At 45.6% G+C, this 16,011-nt stretch carries 20 protein-coding genes, 1 rRNA gene and 1 pseudogene; 20 read left to right on the top strand and 2 right to left on the bottom strand.

Going from position 1 to position 16,011, the window contains the following annotated elements; all coding sequences use genetic code 11:
- Positions 1-4: 4 nt before the first annotated feature.
- The 16 genes and pseudogenes from MKX40_RS27090 to MKX40_RS27015 all read left to right on the top strand — a co-directional run bounded on the left by MKX40_RS27090 (position 5) and on the right by MKX40_RS27015 (position 10,325).
- Positions 5-649, top strand: coding sequence for an adenylate kinase (locus MKX40_RS27090; RefSeq protein ID WP_339237992.1), 645 nt, complete (start codon positions 5-7; stop codon positions 647-649).
- 3 nt (positions 650-652) lie between these two features.
- The gene (gene map, locus MKX40_RS27085) at positions 653-1,405 is read left to right on the top strand and encodes a type I methionyl aminopeptidase (RefSeq protein ID WP_036607191.1); all 753 of its coding nucleotides are present in this window, start codon (positions 653-655) and stop codon (positions 1,403-1,405) included.
- Positions 1,406-1,415: 10 nt separating this feature from the next.
- The gene (locus tag MKX40_RS27080) at positions 1,416-1,724 is read left to right on the top strand and encodes a KOW domain-containing RNA-binding protein (protein WP_091039171.1); all 309 of its coding nucleotides are present in this window, start codon (positions 1,416-1,418) and stop codon (positions 1,722-1,724) included.
- Positions 1,725-1,727: 3 nt separating this feature from the next.
- Complete coding sequence (gene infA, locus MKX40_RS27075; RefSeq protein ID WP_017692098.1) at positions 1,728-1,943, top strand: translation initiation factor IF-1; 216 nt, start codon at positions 1,728-1,730, stop codon at positions 1,941-1,943.
- 152 nt (positions 1,944-2,095) lie between these two features.
- Entirely contained in the window at positions 2,096-2,209 is a 114-nt protein-coding gene (gene rpmJ, locus MKX40_RS27070) for a 50S ribosomal protein L36 (protein ID WP_003333770.1), read from the top strand.
- 20 nt (positions 2,210-2,229) lie between these two features.
- Positions 2,230-2,598, top strand: coding sequence for a 30S ribosomal protein S13 (rpsM, locus tag MKX40_RS27065; protein WP_062329455.1), 369 nt, complete (start codon positions 2,230-2,232; stop codon positions 2,596-2,598).
- Between the two features lie 19 nt (positions 2,599-2,617).
- Positions 2,618-3,013, top strand: a complete 396-nt coding sequence (gene rpsK, locus MKX40_RS27060; RefSeq protein WP_017692100.1) for a 30S ribosomal protein S11 — start codon at positions 2,618-2,620, stop codon at positions 3,011-3,013.
- A gap of 136 nt (positions 3,014-3,149) precedes the next feature.
- Positions 3,150-4,094 carry a DNA-directed RNA polymerase subunit alpha gene (locus tag MKX40_RS27055; protein ID WP_017692101.1) on the top strand — a complete coding sequence of 315 codons (945 nt, stop codon included), beginning with the start codon at positions 3,150-3,152 and terminating at the stop codon, positions 4,092-4,094.
- Between the two features lie 34 nt (positions 4,095-4,128).
- The gene (gene rplQ / locus MKX40_RS27050; protein WP_017692102.1) at positions 4,129-4,494 is read left to right on the top strand and encodes a 50S ribosomal protein L17; all 366 of its coding nucleotides are present in this window, start codon (positions 4,129-4,131) and stop codon (positions 4,492-4,494) included.
- A gap of 159 nt (positions 4,495-4,653) precedes the next feature.
- Positions 4,654-5,427 carry a tRNA pseudouridine(38-40) synthase TruA gene (gene truA / locus MKX40_RS27045; protein ID WP_339237989.1) on the top strand — a complete coding sequence of 258 codons (774 nt, stop codon included), beginning with the start codon at positions 4,654-4,656 and terminating at the stop codon, positions 5,425-5,427.
- A gap of 205 nt (positions 5,428-5,632) precedes the next feature.
- Positions 5,633-6,070: a 50S ribosomal protein L13 gene (gene rplM, locus MKX40_RS27040; protein WP_024633564.1), complete on the top strand. Its 438-nt coding sequence runs from the start codon at positions 5,633-5,635 to the stop codon at positions 6,068-6,070.
- A 19-nt stretch (positions 6,071-6,089) separates the two neighbouring features.
- Positions 6,090-6,482 carry a 30S ribosomal protein S9 gene (rpsI, locus tag MKX40_RS27035; protein ID WP_017692105.1) on the top strand — a complete coding sequence of 131 codons (393 nt, stop codon included), beginning with the start codon at positions 6,090-6,092 and terminating at the stop codon, positions 6,480-6,482.
- A 790-nt stretch (positions 6,483-7,272) separates the two neighbouring features.
- Positions 7,273-7,965 carry a phosphoadenylyl-sulfate reductase gene (locus MKX40_RS27030; RefSeq protein ID WP_339237987.1) on the top strand — a complete coding sequence of 231 codons (693 nt, stop codon included), beginning with the start codon at positions 7,273-7,275 and terminating at the stop codon, positions 7,963-7,965.
- A 185-nt stretch (positions 7,966-8,150) separates the two neighbouring features.
- A pseudogene (sat, locus tag MKX40_RS27025) lies at positions 8,151-8,321 on the top strand (sulfate adenylyltransferase); the annotation flags it as partial.
- A 68-nt stretch (positions 8,322-8,389) separates the two neighbouring features.
- Positions 8,390-9,145: an N-acetylmuramoyl-L-alanine amidase CwlD gene (gene cwlD / locus MKX40_RS27020; protein WP_339237985.1), complete on the top strand. Its 756-nt coding sequence runs from the start codon at positions 8,390-8,392 to the stop codon at positions 9,143-9,145.
- A gap of 79 nt (positions 9,146-9,224) precedes the next feature.
- Positions 9,225-10,325: an Mrp/NBP35 family ATP-binding protein gene (locus MKX40_RS27015; RefSeq protein WP_339237983.1), complete on the top strand. Its 1,101-nt coding sequence runs from the start codon at positions 9,225-9,227 to the stop codon at positions 10,323-10,325.
- 89 nt (positions 10,326-10,414) lie between these two features.
- On the opposite strand, the gene gerD is transcribed toward MKX40_RS27015, so the two are convergent.
- Entirely contained in the window at positions 10,415-11,167 is a 753-nt protein-coding gene (gene gerD, locus MKX40_RS27010) for a spore germination lipoprotein GerD (protein WP_339237981.1), read from the bottom strand.
- A 125-nt stretch (positions 11,168-11,292) separates the two neighbouring features.
- Between gerD and MKX40_RS27005 the strand changes: the two genes are divergently transcribed.
- A complete protein-coding gene (locus MKX40_RS27005; protein WP_339237979.1) occupies positions 11,293-11,925 on the top strand; it encodes a KinB-signaling pathway activation protein in 633 nt (210 codons plus the stop codon).
- Positions 11,926-12,023: 98 nt separating this feature from the next.
- Here the strand turns inward: MKX40_RS27005 and pdaB are convergent, their stop codons facing one another.
- Positions 12,024-12,800 (bottom strand): polysaccharide deacetylase family sporulation protein PdaB, encoded by a 777-nt coding sequence (gene pdaB, locus MKX40_RS27000; protein WP_036607219.1) that lies wholly within the window; start codon positions 12,798-12,800, stop codon positions 12,024-12,026.
- 122 nt (positions 12,801-12,922) lie between these two features.
- On the opposite strand from pdaB, the gene MKX40_RS26995 reads away from it, so the two are divergent.
- From MKX40_RS26995 to MKX40_RS26985, 3 genes are all read left to right on the top strand, one after another.
- Positions 12,923-13,540, top strand: coding sequence for a stage II sporulation protein M (locus MKX40_RS26995; protein ID WP_339237977.1), 618 nt, complete (start codon positions 12,923-12,925; stop codon positions 13,538-13,540).
- Positions 13,541-13,695: 155 nt separating this feature from the next.
- Positions 13,696-13,926 carry a hypothetical protein gene (locus MKX40_RS26990; protein WP_017692114.1) on the top strand — a complete coding sequence of 77 codons (231 nt, stop codon included), beginning with the start codon at positions 13,696-13,698 and terminating at the stop codon, positions 13,924-13,926.
- A gap of 478 nt (positions 13,927-14,404) precedes the next feature.
- Positions 14,405-15,956, top strand: a 16S ribosomal RNA gene (locus MKX40_RS26985).
- Positions 15,957-16,011: the final 55 nt, after the last annotated feature.

The raw sequence follows: 16,011 nt of genomic DNA, 5'->3' as shown, positions 1-16,011 counted from the left end.
TAACGTGAACATCCTATTCATGGGCCCTCCTGGGGCAGGAAAAGGAACACAAGCAGACGTCATCGTGAAAGAGTTCGGTATTCCCCATATTTCAACAGGCGATGCATTTCGTCTAGCGATCAAACAGGGAACTCCCATTGGCCTGAAAGCCAAGGAATATATGGATCAAGGATTGCTTGTACCAGATGATGTAACCATTGGCATCGTTGAAGAACGTTTGCAGCAGCCTGACTGCAGAGAAGGTTTCCTCTTGGACGGATTTCCAAGAACCCTGTCACAAGCAGAAGCGCTCGATGGCATTCTGGACCGATTGAACTCAGGTCTCGATCATGTAATCAACCTGAAAGTGGATCGCAACAAATTACTCGCTCGTTTGACGGGTCGTCGGATTTGTAAAAACTGTGGTTCCACTTATCATGTGGTATTCAATCCGCCTAAGCAGGAAGGTATTTGTGATAAATGCGCTGGTGAGTTGTATCAACGCTCTGATGATAATGAAGAGAGTGTAGGTACACGACTGGACGAGTATATCAACAAAACAGCACCACTCCTCACGTTCTATGAGACTAAAGGTCTTCTTCGTCAAGTGAACGGAGAACAGGATATCGATCAAGTTTCTCAAGAAATCGTGTCCTTACTGAGAGGTTAATTGATGATCATTGGTAAGTCCGAAACGGAACTGGGCTTGATGAGGGAAGCAGGGAGAATTGTTGCGGAAACGCATCGTCTCTTGGCAGAGCATATCGCTCCCGGTATTACGACTGGTGAACTTGACCATATGGCTGATCAATATATCCGCAGTCAAGGAGCTGTGCCGTCTTTCAAAGGTTATAACGGTTTCCCTGCCAGTGTGTGCGCTTCAGTAAATGAAGAGTTGGTACATGGATTTCCCGGCAAACGCAAGTTGAACGAGGGCGATATCGTTACGTTTGACATTGGCGCGCAGTACCAGGGGTATCATGGAGATTCCGCCTGGACTTATCCGGTCGGCCGTATTTCCGAAGAAGCCCGTCGTCTTCTGGACGTTACCGAGGCTTCGTTATACGCAGGTCTGGCGCTGGTAAAACCGGACGTTCGCTTGTTTACAATATCTCATGCGATTCAGAAATATATTGAAGATGAAGGGTTCTCAGTTGTTCGTGAATATGTCGGTCACGGCATAGGCGCAGATCTGCACGAAGAACCACAGATTCCGAACTATGGTCTTCCCGATCGGGGACCACGGCTCAAAGCGGGCATGGTGCTGGCCATAGAGCCGATGGTTAACGTAGGAAGACGGTATGTGAAAACGTTGGAAGATAACTGGACTGTCGTCACGGTTGATGGAAAGTTATGTGCCCACTTTGAACACACCGTAGCAGTTACACCAGATGGTATGGAAATTTTCACGAAACTGAATGCGTAGGTGATGAGGCATGAACAGTCAGTCTAATCCGCAGCTCGGTCAACTTGTGAAGATCCGTAAAGGCCGCAATGCGGACCAAGCCGCAGTAATTGTTGCTATAGCGGACAGTAAGTTCGTATATATCGCGGATGGAGACAAACGTAAGTTTGATCAACCCAAGAAGAAGAATCTTCTTCATCTTGAACTCCAGCCCATGATTAGCAGCGAGGTTGTGAACAGTTTAAACGAGAGTGGTCGGGTGACAAATGGAAAGCTCCGCTATGCGGTCCATTCATTTCTGGAATCCACCAACATTCAAGCTGAAGAGAAAGGAGACTGACTAATGGCCAAGGAAGATGTCATTGAAGTGGAAGGTACGGTTCTTGAACCGCTACCGAATGCAACATTCAAGGTTGAGCTTGAGAACGGTCATCAAATTCTCGCTCACGTTTCCGGAAAACTACGGATGCACTTTATTCGTATCTTGACTGGAGACAAAGTAGTTGTTCAGTTGTCGCCTTATGATTTAACAAAAGGTCGCATAACTTACCGTAAATAGTAGTAGACAGTTGCAATGAACTGTGAAGCTTATGAAGCGGGTTTTGCCCGGCAAAACTTGCGAAAGCTTCGAAGCCGGTTTTACAATAGTAGAACAAGGTCAATGCTTACGAAGAGGGTTTTGCTTAGCAAAACTTTGAGGAGGTAATTCACATGAAGGTAAGACCTTCGGTCAAGCCGATTTGCGAAAAATGCAAAGTCATTCGCCGCAAAGGGAATGTTATGGTTATCTGTGAAAATCCGAAACACAAACAAAAACAAGGTTAAAGAAGGGGGTGTAGCGTAAAATGGCACGTATAGCTGGTGTGGATTTGCCACGTGATAAGCGCGTTGAGATCGCCTTGACTTATATTTTCGGAATCGGTAAAACGACTTCCCAGAAAATTCTGAGCACAACAGGCATCAATCCGGACACTCGTGTTCGTGATTTGACGGAAGATGAAGTCAGCAAATTGCGTGAAAGTATCGATAAAGAGGTCAAAGTAGAAGGTGACCTGCGTCGAGAAATCTCTTTGAATATTAAACGTTTGACGGAGATCGGTTGTTACCGTGGAGTTCGTCATCGTCGTGGTCTGCCTGTTCGTGGACAACGTACGAAAACGAATGCTCGTACTCGTAAAGGTCCTCGTCGTACAGTAGCGAACAAGAAGAAATAATAAGGGGGGATAAGAGAAAATGGCTAAACCGAAAAAAGTCGTACGTACTAAACGTCGTGACCGTAAGAATATTGAATCTGGCGTGGCACATATCCGTTCCACTTTCAATAACACTATCGTTACTATTACGGATCCTCACGGAAATGCAATTTCGTGGGCAAGCTCCGGCGGTCTCGGATTCAGAGGTTCCCGTAAATCGACTCCGTTTGCTGCACAAATGGCTGCTGAGACTGCTGCCAAAGCTGCAATGGAACATGGGATGAAAGCCGTTGAGGTTATGGTTAAAGGACCAGGCGCAGGCCGTGAAGCAGCGATCCGCTCTTTGCAAGCTGCTGGTCTTGAAGTTAACCTGATCAAAGACGTAACTCCAGTCCCGCATAACGGATGCCGTCCTCCAAAACGTCGTCGTGTCTAATGAGATTTGCCCCTGCGTGTGGTATATTTCCGGCACAATCTGCTAATAATGGTTGTTTAGGCATACTACTACATGTTTTCGCAAGAGAAGGTAAATGTTTCATAGAGGACCGACGTTTTGAAGGAGGGGTATTGCAGTGATTGAAATCGAAAAGCCGAAAATTGAGACGGTAGACGTCAACGATGATGGCACCTATGGGAAATTCGTAGTAGAACCGCTTGAGCGCGGATACGGTACGACGCTTGGAAACTCGCTTCGCCGAATCTTGCTCTCGTCACTGCCGGGTGCGGCAGTGTCTTCGGTTCAAATCGATGGCGTTCTGCATGAATTTGCTACAGTTCCTGGCGTAATGGAAGATGTTACGGAGGTTATTCTTAACCTGAAAGCTTTGTCGCTTAAGATTCATTCGGATGAGGAGAAAGTGCTCGAGATTGATGCTGAAGGCGAAGGAGCAATTACGGCTGGAGATATCCGTGCTGACTCCGATGTGGAAATCCTTAACCCGGATCTGCACATCGCTACGCTCGGACCAGGTTCGAGACTTCACATGCGTATTTTTGCCAATCGCGGTCGCGGCTACGTCCAGGCAGATCGGAATAAACGCGATGACCAGCCGATCGGCGTCATCCCAGTCGATTCCATCTTCACCCCGATCAGTCGCGTTAACTACGCTGTGGAAAATACGCGTGTCGGTCAAGTGACCAACTATGACAAGCTCACGTTGGAAGTTTGGACTGATGGAAGTATTCGTCCTGAAGAGGCTGTAAGCCTTGGCGCTAAAATTTTGACTGAGCATTTGATGCTCTTCGTGGGTCTTACAGACGAAGCGAAAGATGCAGAGATCATGGTCGAAAAAGAAGAAGACAAAAAAGAAAAAGTACTCGAAATGACGATCGAAGAGCTGGATCTCTCTGTTCGTTCCTACAACTGCCTCAAACGTGCCGGTATTAATACCGTGCAAGAGCTGACTACGAAAACGGAAGAAGACATGATGAAAGTCCGTAACCTCGGACGCAAGTCTTTGGAAGAAGTTCAAGAGAAGCTTGAGGAACTTGGTTTGGGACTCCGTACAGAAGAATAGACAGCCGAGTGCTTGAAGTGAAGGAGGGAAAACAATGGCATACCAAAAGTTGGGCCGTAATTCCAGCGCACGTAAAGCTTTGTTCCGTGACCTGGTAACCGACCTGTTCTTATACGAACGCATTCAGACAACTGAAGCGAAAGCAAAAGAGGTTCGCTCTATTGCTGAAAAACTGATCACTAAAGCGAAAAAGGGAGATCTTCATGCCCGTCGCCAAGTGGCAGCTTATGTTCGCCGCGAAACTATCGATGGTGAGCAAGATGCAATCCAAAAACTGTTTAGCGAATTGTCCGGTCGTTACGCTGAGCGTCCAGGTGGATACACTCGTATCTTGAAACTGGGACCTCGTCGTGGTGACGCAGCGCCAATGGTTTACTTGGAACTGGTAGACCGCGCGTAAAACAGATGAGATGAGGAAAGGGGACAGAATCAACGATTCTGGATTAACCCTTTTTTTCTCTTCATTTCGGAATTCGTGCTGTAATAGAAGCTCCGTAAGGGGCTTCTTTTGCTGTTCGGGATAGGGATATGTATAGTATGGAACAAAGGTGTGGTATTAATGCGGAACTTATGTATGACGTTAACTTATGATGGCACTGCCTATTACGGCTTCCAAGTACAGCCGGGTGGGAATACCATTCAGGATCATCTTGAAGATGCGATTCGTGCTTTAACCGGTGAGAAGGTTAAAATTACAGGTTCAGGCCGAACAGATGCAGGCGTTCACGCTCGCAGACAGATCTTCAATTTTCCTACGGAATCCCAGATCCCGATTGAACGTTGGTGTATTGCGCTCAACTCCAGATTACCCTCCGATATTGTCGTTATTGATGCGATTGAAGTTTCGGCTGATTTTCATTCTCGCTATGCAGCGAAAAAGAAAACATATCGTTACACAGTCAATGCGAATCAGTTTCCGGATGTATTCAACAGAAGACTGCAGTATCATCATCATGCGAAGCTTGATATTACGGCAATGCAGGAGGCCTTACGACATTTCATAGGGACCTATGATTATACCTCTTTTGCTTCACGCAAGTCTCAGAAAGAGAATCATGTCCGTTCGGTATACGAAGCATGGATTGAAGTGGACCGATCAATGTGCAGAGACCATCCGCGTGATCAGGGTGTCATTCACATTTATGTGAGTGGTAACGGCTTTTTGCAGCATATGGTTCGAATCATTGTAGGCACACTGCTGGAGATCGGAGAGGGCAAACGGAAAGCCTCTGATGTACCGAATATGATTGCTGCATGTAATCGATCTGCTGCAGGACCTACTGCAGTTAGCTGCGGTTTAATGCTCTGGGATCTTGAATATACAAAAGATTAAAATTGGTGAGTGAAAAGCTTAATTAACACTTGCGATTTAATCGCCTATCATGTAATATAAAAGTTGTGTTTTCTTAATGGCTTTCCCACAGCCCCAATTAAGAGGTTCACATCAAATTTACAATCCATCAACACCTAAAGTTATAACTTAACGAACGAAGATAAATGAAAATGATGATTTTGAACATTTTAAGGAGGAACTTTTCATGCGTACTACGTACATGGCGAAGCCTAACGAAGTTGAGCGCCAATGGCACATCATTGATGCTGAAGGCAAAACCCTCGGACGTTTGGCGAGCGAAGCAGCTGCTTTGATTCGCGGCAAACACAAGCCACAATTCACTCCACATGTGGACACTGGCGATTTCGTTGTTATCATCAATGCTGAGAAAATCGTATTGACTGGTAAGAAAATGCAAGGTAAAAAATACTACCGTCACTCGATGCACCCAGGTGGTTTGAAAGTAACTACTGCTGAAGAGATGGTTAAAAACAAACCTGAGCGTATGTTGGAATTGGCTGTTCGCGGTATGCTTCCTAAAACTCGCATGGGCGAGAAAATGAAGTTGAGACTTAAAGCGTACAGAGGCACTGAGCATCCACATGCAGCACAAAAACCAGAAGTTTACGAACTTCGCGGTTAATTAAAAGGAGGACAGTTTCATGGCACAAGTACAATACTATGGGACAGGTCGTCGTAAACATTCGGTAGCACGTGTTCGCCTTGTACCGGGTGAAGGACGCATTGTCATCAATAAACGTGATATTAATGAATACTTCGGTTTGGAAACACTCAAACTGATCGTAAAACAACCACTGAACTTGACAGAAACGCTCAACAACTATGACGTTCTTGTTATTGCTCATGGTGGCGGAATCTCCGGTCAAGCCGGCGCAATCCGTCATGGTATCTCCCGCGCTCTGCTCAAAGCAGATCCGGAATACCGTGCATCCCTGAAAAAAGCAGGATTCCTGACTCGTGACCCACGTATGAAAGAGCGTAAAAAATACGGTCTTAAAGCGGCTCGTCGCGCACCTCAGTTCTCCAAACGTTAATATTAAAAGCCTTTGGCCTCGGCCAAAGGCTTTTTTATATCTTCATGAAGATTTCGCATATAATATATATATCCGCTTAAGCCATAACACTCATATGTGTCCGCATGACTGTTCATTGTCGCACATATGTGTTAAATGTCTTCATTAATGTTCCTTAATACAGTTTTTTCATATCTGAGTTAATGCTTCTTATTAAACCTCACTACACCTCATAAATCGTTTATGATGATACGCTATGCTCATTCCCATCGTTTCCCACACGTTCTAAAACAGCTCTTTATAAAATCATCTATTAGGGCTCAAGCCTGCTTTATTGAATGTATTCGGTTTGCTCTTCAAAACTTTATTCTTCACTTTAAATTTCATCAGTTTTTCTTATGGAAACCATAAAAGTCTCTCACATATCATATGATATATGTTGTCACGCTGAACTCCTTATAACTTCTTCTTCTCTTTATTTCATGTTAATCGATGATTGATAATCTGATGCTTTTCCTGGCGATATAAACTGTTCAAACTCAGCACCAGCAAAGCATTTCTAGGCTTTGAAATATATTCTAACCAGCCCAATGACTTGGGCCAAGTTCACTTTTTTATCTCATGAACAGAGAAAAGGATAAATTGAACCAAATTATTTGCGATAGCAACGATCAAAAAGAGAAAAAAATGATCTATTTTACCATATGGCAGGCATTGACATCCACAATGAAAGATTTATACTAAACATAATTCATATTAGATTAGTCGGCTTTAACGTGTATTGAAATGCAGAATGGGGGAAAATACGCAGATGAACTTATTGGAGAAAGAAGAATTGGCACGCACGAAGGCAGAGGAACTGGAGCTGGCGAGTCCAGAGGATATTATTCGGTATGCTATTGAAACATTTCCTAATATCACTTTTGCATGTAGCTTTGGTGCGGAAGATGTTGTACTTGTAGATATGTTGCAGAAGATCAGCCCATCGACAGATATTTTTTATTTGGATACTGATTTCCACTTCAAAGAAACATACGAAACACGGGATAAGATGCAAGAGAATTACAACCTTGAGTTTGTACGCGTGTCACCTAAGATTACTCCGGAAGAACAGGCAGCTCAACACGGTGAAGAATTGTGGAAGTCTGATCCAAATGCGTGCTGTAACATTCGCAAAGTTGAACCGTTAACACGAATTCTTTCTCAGTATGATGCATGGATTACAGGTATTCGTAGAGATCAAGCACCAACTCGTGCAAACTCCAAGAAGGTTGAATATGATACTAAATTTGGCTTGATGAAGTTTAATCCGATTGCGCATTGGACCACAGAGGATGTATGGCAATATATTCGTGATAATAACGTTGTGTATAATCCTCTTCATGATCAGAACTACCCGAGTATTGGCTGTGAGCATTGCACACGTCAGGTTATGCCTGGTGAGGACCCTCGTGCTGGGCGCTGGTCTGGTAATGATAAAACGGAATGTGGCCTTCATAAATAATAGATACACAAGAAACTGACAAGATGACATCAATTCTGTCACATGGAGGTGCGCTGGTTCGGCGTGTCGTACAAGGAAAAGAACGGGAGCAATTGTTGGAAGACAGTAGTCGGCTTTCAGACACGTAATCCGGTCCAGCGGGACTCATGAGTACATTCAAAAGAGCGCTATGGAGATTGTAGACGCACTAAGCATCCAGCAAAACTTGTCCACATGATAAAGAGCACCTCATGGCGCTTTCCAGCACCAAAGTAAGCGGGTTGCTCCGGAACGGTAAGTGCCCTCCTCCTGAATTTACATGTCCTGAGGTAGCTGAGGTGCTGATTGAAGGAATGACGGAGCAAGTCCGGTCCTAGCGGTATAATTGTCCATCTTGTCCCATATAGATGATTAGAGTCATTTATAGGGACGAGGTGGTTTTTTTATGCGTAAAAATATGGGGAAACACTTTGTAGTCTGGATTAGGTTAAAAACAATCAAAAGGGTCATGCTGAGCCTCTGTCTGCTGGCCATGTTAGTGGCGGTGATGTCTTATGAGCTGCCTTCTGCCAAGACGTCAGGCTACTGGAGTTTACCGATGGCAGGCAAAGTCATTGCTATTGATGCAGGGCACGGAGGTCCAGATGGAGGAGCGGTAAGTAAGCAGGGGGTTATTGAAAAAGATATTAACCTGTCTATTGCCTTGTATGTGAGAGATTATTTGCAGCAGGCTGGGGCCTTGGTGGTTATGACACGAGAGATAGACACAGATTTGGCAGAAACGGACACCAAGGGGTACTCCAAACGAAAGACGGAAGATCTGAAACAAAGAGTACGGCGGATAGAGGATAAGCAAGCAGATCTCTTTATTAGCATTCACATGAACAGTGTCCCATCCAACCGATGGAGTGGAGCGCAGGTTTTCTATTCACCTAACCATCCGGATAACGAAGGTTTGGCTAATCTGCTTCAACAAGAGATGGTTCGTAATCTGGAGAATACAGATCGAATCGCCAAAACGGTAAACACGGTTTACCTGTTACAGGCTCTGAAGATTCCTTCAGCACTGGTAGAAGTGGGCTTCCTTTCTCATCCGGAAGAGGCACGTATGCTTGCTGATGAAGCTTATCAACGCAAGGTAGCTGCATCGATCTATAATGGGATTCTCAGATATTCCTCAGGAGAACGGCCTAAAAGTTAGTCAGAATAAGAAAGGTAATGATATAATTGGATCAGCATACCTAATTACATGCCAATAGATAAAGCTGAGGTGCTGTCTGATGTTATCAAAAGAACAGATACTTGAACTATTACAGCCATTACAAGAACCACAATTGGGAGTAAGTCTGACCGAACTGGAATGGGTTCGAGATATTATGGTGAAAGAAAATCATGTGGCTCTGACCATAGTGACACTGGAAAATCGACCTGAGGATTCAACAGCCTTGAGTGATGCAGCACGTAATTTGTTGTCCCAGCACGGACTGAGGGATGTACATATTCGCGTACGTGCAGCTTCTGAGCATGATCGTGAGAGCCTGAATATGGGACAACCTGATAAAGAGCCGGATCGGGACGAAGTGCTCGTAAAAGGTCACGCAGCGGGCCTGGATGGACATGAGTTGTTAAGTCCTGAATCAGGGGTTCGTTTTATTGCAGTGGCCAGTGGTAAAGGTGGCGTTGGTAAATCAACGGTGACCGTTAATCTCGCTGCAGCCTTGGCACGTCAAGGCAAGAAAGTAGGCTTGATTGATGCGGATATCTACGGCTTCAGTGTACCTGACATGATGGGGATTGAAGAATATCCGGTCGTTGAAGATGGCGTTATCCAACCGGTTGAACGTTTCGGAGTCAAAGTGATGTCCATGGGCTTCTTTATTCGGGAGAACAATCCAGTGATCTGGCGAGGACCCATGCTCGGCCGGATGTTGCGTCAATTCTTTACTGATGTCCAGTGGGGCGAGTTGGATTATATGTTACTGGATTTGCCACCAGGTACGGGAGATGTTGCTTTGGATGTGCATCAGTTGTTGCCACAAAGCAAGGAAATTATTGTGACCACGCCACATGCAACAGCAGCTTTTGTCGCTGCACGTGCGGGTGCAATGGCCATTCAGACCGATCATGAGTTGCTTGGTGTGGTTGAGAACATGGCTTATTATGAATGCGGCCGTTGCGGCGAGAAGGATTATGTCTTTGGACGTGGAGGCGGGGGAAGACTTGCGGAAAGTCTGCACACAAGCTTGCTTGCCCAGATTCCACTAGGCACGCCGGATAATCATCCTTCTGAGCCTGATTTCTCACCTTCCGTTTACAAAGCAGATTCTCGTATAGGGGTTATCTACGATGAAGTGGCCCGGTCCATTGAATCCCAGTTTTAAGGGTTGGGTGTTATAAATACAAGTAAAGCCTGCGTCCACTTGGATGCAGGCTTTTCAGTATCTGTGGTGCGCAATTAAACACCTACTGTTTAAGAACCTCCGCTGCCCGAATCTCCACTGCTTCCACCATCTCCGCCATCACTACCACCTTGGCCCTGACCGTCTTGCTGTCCGCCTTGCTCTTCCCCCTGTTTTCCGCCACTTTCCACTTTCGGTTGCAACTCTTCCTGTACAACTTTCTTGAGCAAAGTGAGTACTTCCATGCGGAACAATGGGTTTTGCATCACTTCCTGCATGACAGTCATCGTCTGTTTACGGTAATCTGGAGTCTTTGTCATATCCATGAACATTTTGGATACCTCAGGTGACTTCATGATGTCTTCAACAGACTTTTGATATGTGGGATCTTTAATCAATTGCATATGAAGTTGTTTACTTTGTGCGTTGATCACCTTGGCAAATTCCCCCGCAAACTGCGGATCAGTCATGATCTTTTCGAATTCCTTCTTATATTCGGGAGCTGTGATGGTATCTTTTACTGCAATACGTATTTGTTCCGAAGATTGCACAGGCATTAACATTTTCATACCAATGGATCCCGAAGCACCACCTGAACCGCCACCTTCTTCCGAACTGCTGTTTCCGCTGGATGAGCTCTGACCTGTAAGAGCTTCCTCCACTGCTTTCTTGCCTTCGTCACTTTTCAAAATATCTACAACCATTGTTTTCATCTCTTTATAACTGCCCTGAGGAGGCGAAGAACTCTGATCTGAACCGCAGCCGGCAAGCATGACGGATAGCCCCAGTACGACACAGCATAGCTGCCACAAAGGCCGTTTCATGTGTACAATCCCTCCTTGATTAGATACTGGATGTAGTATGTGATGGGAAAGGGCGAAATATGTTGAGCAATGATGGTTTTTTGCTGAGAAGGTTGGTAAAATAAACACTCGGGGGTGGAAAACATTTGAATTTACGTAAATGGTTTTTCCTGTTTTGGACAGCCTTGCTTATTGGGGCAGCGGGAGCATTAGGTACAGGATTGATTATGATGCTGGTGAACGGGGAGAAAACAAATGGATTAAATGATTTTCTTCTGTATCTTTTGATCCTATTTGGATCAGGGGTTATGATCAGCGTGTATTCACAAATGGGTTTCTTTGCATATCTAATATTGAATTACATGGGTAAAGGTGTATTTCCTAAGCGTAGTTGGCAGATCGTGCAGATTGTACTAACGGTTCTAGCGCTGCTTGACGTAATGTTTTTACGCCTGTTTGTTGGCGGAGACCGGGAGCGCATGTCGGATATTGTGTTGGGTATCATTATTTTGGCGGCTGCAATTGTTACCGCTTACGTTAAAGTAAAGCTGACTCATCTCTCCGCGCTTGTACCTACACTGTTCTTCATGATTGCGGTCACCATAGTGGAGACGATTGGCGTATTGCGTATTGATGTGAATGCGGCAACCATATTTATTGTGGTACCCTTGCTCTTATGTAATGCATACCAAATGCTGATATTGCATAGGCTTGTGGATGTACCAGCGAAGCCCAGCGTAAGTGGAAAGGCAGAACAGTTGAATGAAAGTCGAGCATAAATTTCGTTTAGTATAAAACATACCAAAAAGAGCTAACCTGGTTAGCTCTTTTCAACTTTTAAGCTCGTATGGAGTCTGTAGATCCGGCAATCTGCCAATTACTGACCACTGGCTTGATCACGAACTTCCTTACCTTCCACACTGGAATGGTTAAGCAATTCAGATACAGTTACGAATTCATAGCCCTGATTTTTTAATTTGTCGATAATGACAGGAAGTGCCTCATGAGTCTGTTTAGAAGAATCGCTTGCATGCAGCAGTACGATGTCCCCTGGATGTGCTTTGCTTACTACGCGATCAACAATGGTCTGTACTCCGGGGTTTTTCCAATCCAAAGAGTCGGTATCCCACTGAACAACCTGATAATTCAGACTATTGGCTACCTGAAGCACTCGCTTGTCAAAGTCCCCGTTGGGCAGACGCAGTAATTTCGGTTCTTTTCCCGTTAAATCGGTTAAAATGCTATGAGCTGTCGAAATTTCTTTGCGAATTTCTTCCTCGGTCAGGCTGCTGTAGTTCTCATGTCTGTGACCATGGCTGCCAATTTCATATCCTGCCTCTTTGATGGCAGTAACAATTTCGGGGTGTGTCTTGCTCCAGGGGGAGGAAAGGAAAAAGGTTGCCTTTTGCACTTTATTCTCCTGAAGAACTTTCAGAATCGGCTCTGTCCGTTTATCTCCCCAGCTAATGTCAAAGGTAAGTGCAATTACCTTCTTCTCGGTTGGAACGCTGTAGACGGCTGATGGTGCTTCCTCCGAGAATACGGAGACATTGCCTCTCTCCAGATAAATAATACCGATCGCAAAGATGGCAGCAACGAGGACAATCAGGTACCGTTTAATCTTTTTGCCGCTAAATACATAGAACGAGTTCATTTCAATAAGCGCCCCTCTCCCATAAGAAATGCTTGTTTACTCTCCAATGTATGCTCGTACTCCCCAGTTATTCGTAACGGCACCTTGTTTGTCCATCATTTTAGATTCTACAGGAGGTTATTATGTTAAAATTCAGTACATTTCTTAGAGATCTTGGTTCCATCCGCAGTGCATTAATCTGGTCCGTGGTATTGTTTGCTGTTGGAATAGGGGCAGGATGGGTGAGCACAGGGCCATTGGAAGAGCTGTTGTTGAATCAAATTGGAGGATTACGTGAAGTTAGTGAGCGGCTGGAGCAGGGGGGGAATGTGCAGTGGAACTTCTTCCTGTTTATCTTTTTTAATAATGCAATCAAAAGTGTGCTCGTCATCTACGCTGGTATATTTTTCGGTATTCTGCCCGTCATCTTCCTGCTAATCAATGGGATGGTCCTTGGATTTGTAGTGCACACCACCATGAATTATGGAGCAACTTTCTATGATATTGTGGTTAAAGGCCTGCTTCCGCATGGCATTATTGAGATTCCCGTCATTATTATTGCTTGCGCATTCGGACTGAAGTTTGGTGGTCTGGTTATTAAAAGTCTTGTAGAACTTGGAAGTGACAAACGAAATACGTTGGGTACCCGGTGGAGAGCATTCATGAATAGGACGTTAACGGCATCCTTCTGGGTTGTTATCTTGCTTCTTGTTGCAGCAATCATTGAAAGCACACTTACCTATACTCTGGTGAGGGGGTAAAATTTTGTGATGGTTGGCATTCATAAATTTGCAAAAAGTTGACCATAACAATAAAACGGGTTCCAGCAGCACTCACAAAAGTGAATGCACGGGGTGCTGCATGGAACTTGTGAAGGTGTGTGATAAAGAGGCTATGCACAAAAAGGAGAACTCTAATGCTGGGTATGCTGTTTAACGAGAAGGAATGCAAGGAACTAGACTATGTGCTGCGTAAAGAATTAGATGAGATGCTTTTTGATCTGAGTGATAATCGTCTTGACCAAGAGATTAAATACGCCATTGCGAGCCGATATAAGACTGTGTTCCGCATGTATGCGCGATTTGCCCCGCCAAAAGAGTTGTCCAAGTATGCAAGGGGTGGGAAGCTGAAAAAGTCGAAGCCTTAATGCTGCAGCTAGTCATATATTCGATTCACAGTAATTGAAGTGAGGTGCGGCTCTTAATAGCGGGGGCTGTACCTCTGAACCGTGAAAGTGTGAAATTGTTGAGGGGATCATACTTTTTGTCGAAAAAGGGTTGACCTTTCTAAATTCATATGGTAAATTAATTTTCGTTCCTTTTTTAGGAGCGGTTCGCCAAAACAAGCATGAAAATGAAACGATTGAAAATAATCGGAAAAATAATGCTTGCAAAGAGAACTTGAACATGATATATTATAAAAGTCGCCGCTGAAACGACGACAACATGAAAAACAGCACTAAATTGAATGTTTGATCTTTGAAAACTGAACAACGAGTGAGTAAACATTCTGCTTGCAGAATGAACGCGAAAGTTGAAACAAGCCTTGGCTTGGATCGACTGGAGCACAAATGAGATTTTTAATCTCGTCAGATTCAAAATGAGCTTATCGCTCTTTTCAATACTTTATTGGAGAGTTTGATCCTGGCTCAGGACGAACGCTGGCGGCATGCCTAATACATGCAAGTCGAGCGGAGTTGATAAGAAGCTTGCTTCTTTGATGCTTAGCGGCGGACGGGTGAGTAACACGTAGGCAACCTGCCCTCAAGTTTGGGACAACTACCGGAAACGGTAGCTAATACCGAATAGTTGTTTTCTTCGCCTGAAGGAAACTGGAAAGACGGAGCAATCTGTCACTTGGGGATGGGCCTGCGGCGCATTAGCTAGTTGGTGGGGTAACGGCTCACCAAGGCGACGATGCGTAGCCGACCTGAGAGGGTGATCGGCCACACTGGGACTGAGACACGGCCCAGACTCCTACGGGAGGCAGCAGTAGGGAATCTTCCGCAATGGGCGAAAGCCTGACGGAGCAATGCCGCGTGAGTGATGAAGGTTTTCGGATCGTAAAGCTCTGTTGCCAGGGAAGAACGCTTGGGAGAGTAACTGCTCTCAAGGTGACGGTACCTGAGAAGAAAGCCCCGGCTAACTACGTGCCAGCAGCCGCGGTAATACGTAGGGGGCAAGCGTTGTCCGGAATTATTGGGCGTAAAGCGCGCGCAGGCGGTCATTTAAGTCTGGTGTTTAATCCCGGGGCTCAACCCCGGATCGCACTGGAAACTGGGTGACTTGAGTGCAGAAGAGGAGAGTGGAATTCCACGTGTAGCGGTGAAATGCGTAGATATGTGGAGGAACACCAGTGGCGAAGGCGACTCTCTGGGCTGTAACTGACGCTGAGGCGCGAAAGCGTGGGGAGCAAACAGGATTAGATACCCTGGTAGTCCACGCCGTAAACGATGAGTGCTAGGTGTTAGGGGTTTCGATACCCTTGGTGCCGAAGTTAACACATTAAGCACTCCGCCTGGGGAGTACGGTCGCAAGACTGAAACTCAAAGGAATTGACGGGGACCCGCACAAGCAGTGGAGTATGTGGTTTAATTCGAAGCAACGCGAAGAACCTTACCAGGTCTTGACATCCCTCTGATCGATGCAGAGATGTATCTTTCCTTCGGGACAGAGGAGACAGGTGGTGCATGGTTGTCGTCAGCTCGTGTCGTGAGATGTTGGGTTAAGTCCCGCAACGAGCGCAACCCTTGATCTTAGTTGCCAGCATTTCGGGTGGGCACTCTAAGGTGACTGCCGGTGACAAACCGGAGGAAGGTGGGGATGACGTCAAATCATCATGCCCCTTATGACCTGGGCTACACACGTACTACAATGGCCGGTACAACGGGCTGTGAAGCCGCGAGGTGGAACGAATCCTAAAAAGCCGGTCTCAGTTCGGATTGCAGGCTGCAACTCGCCTGCATGAAGTCGGAATTGCTAGTAATCGCGGATCAGCATGCCGCGGTGAATACGTTCCCGGGTCTTGTACACACCGCCCGTCACACCACGAGAGTTTATAACACCCGAAGTCGGTGGGGTAACCGCAAGGAGCCAGCCGCCGAAGGTGGGATAGATGATTGGGGTGAAGTCGTAACAAGGTAGCCGTATCGGAAGGTGCGGCTGGATCACCTCCTTTCTATGGAGAATCGTTTCCTGTAACGGAAACATTCAAATATAAAATCTAGCCAGGT

Origin of the sequence: Paenibacillus sp. FSL R5-0517 (genome assembly GCF_037974355.1) — a bacterium.
In the GTDB taxonomy this organism is placed as follows: Bacteria; Bacillota; Bacilli; order Paenibacillales; family Paenibacillaceae; genus Paenibacillus.
This window is presented reverse-complemented; position numbering and strand designations above follow the sequence as displayed.

Bases quoted from the DNA above. Each gene is read 5' to 3' on its own strand.
- map (WP_036607191.1), top strand. From the start codon at position 653: ATGATCATTGGTAAGTCCGAAACGGAACTGGGCTTGATGAGGGAAGCA.
- MKX40_RS27080 (WP_091039171.1), top strand. From the start codon at position 1,416: ATGAACAGTCAGTCTAATCCGCAGCTCGGTCAACTTGTGAAGATCCGT.
- infA (WP_017692098.1), top strand. From the start codon at position 1,728: ATGGCCAAGGAAGATGTCATTGAAGTGGAAGGTACGGTTCTTGAACCG.
- rpmJ (WP_003333770.1), top strand. From the start codon at position 2,096: ATGAAGGTAAGACCTTCGGTCAAGCCGATTTGCGAAAAATGCAAAGTC.
- rpsM (WP_062329455.1), top strand. From the start codon at position 2,230: ATGGCACGTATAGCTGGTGTGGATTTGCCACGTGATAAGCGCGTTGAG.
- rpsK (WP_017692100.1), top strand. From the start codon at position 2,618: ATGGCTAAACCGAAAAAAGTCGTACGTACTAAACGTCGTGACCGTAAG.
- rplQ (WP_017692102.1), top strand. From the start codon at position 4,129: ATGGCATACCAAAAGTTGGGCCGTAATTCCAGCGCACGTAAAGCTTTG.
- truA (WP_339237989.1), top strand. From the start codon at position 4,654: ATGCGGAACTTATGTATGACGTTAACTTATGATGGCACTGCCTATTAC.
- rplM (WP_024633564.1), top strand. From the start codon at position 5,633: ATGCGTACTACGTACATGGCGAAGCCTAACGAAGTTGAGCGCCAATGG.
- rpsI (WP_017692105.1), top strand. From the start codon at position 6,090: ATGGCACAAGTACAATACTATGGGACAGGTCGTCGTAAACATTCGGTA.
- MKX40_RS27030 (WP_339237987.1), top strand. From the start codon at position 7,273: ATGAACTTATTGGAGAAAGAAGAATTGGCACGCACGAAGGCAGAGGAA.
- cwlD (WP_339237985.1), top strand. From the start codon at position 8,390: ATGCGTAAAAATATGGGGAAACACTTTGTAGTCTGGATTAGGTTAAAA.
- MKX40_RS27015 (WP_339237983.1), top strand. From the start codon at position 9,225: ATGTTATCAAAAGAACAGATACTTGAACTATTACAGCCATTACAAGAA.
- gerD (WP_339237981.1), bottom strand. From the start codon at position 11,167: ATGAAACGGCCTTTGTGGCAGCTATGCTGTGTCGTACTGGGGCTATCC.
- pdaB (WP_036607219.1), bottom strand. From the start codon at position 12,800: ATGAACTCGTTCTATGTATTTAGCGGCAAAAAGATTAAACGGTACCTG.
- MKX40_RS26995 (WP_339237977.1), top strand. From the start codon at position 12,923: ATGTTAAAATTCAGTACATTTCTTAGAGATCTTGGTTCCATCCGCAGT.
- MKX40_RS26990 (WP_017692114.1), top strand. From the start codon at position 13,696: ATGCTGGGTATGCTGTTTAACGAGAAGGAATGCAAGGAACTAGACTAT.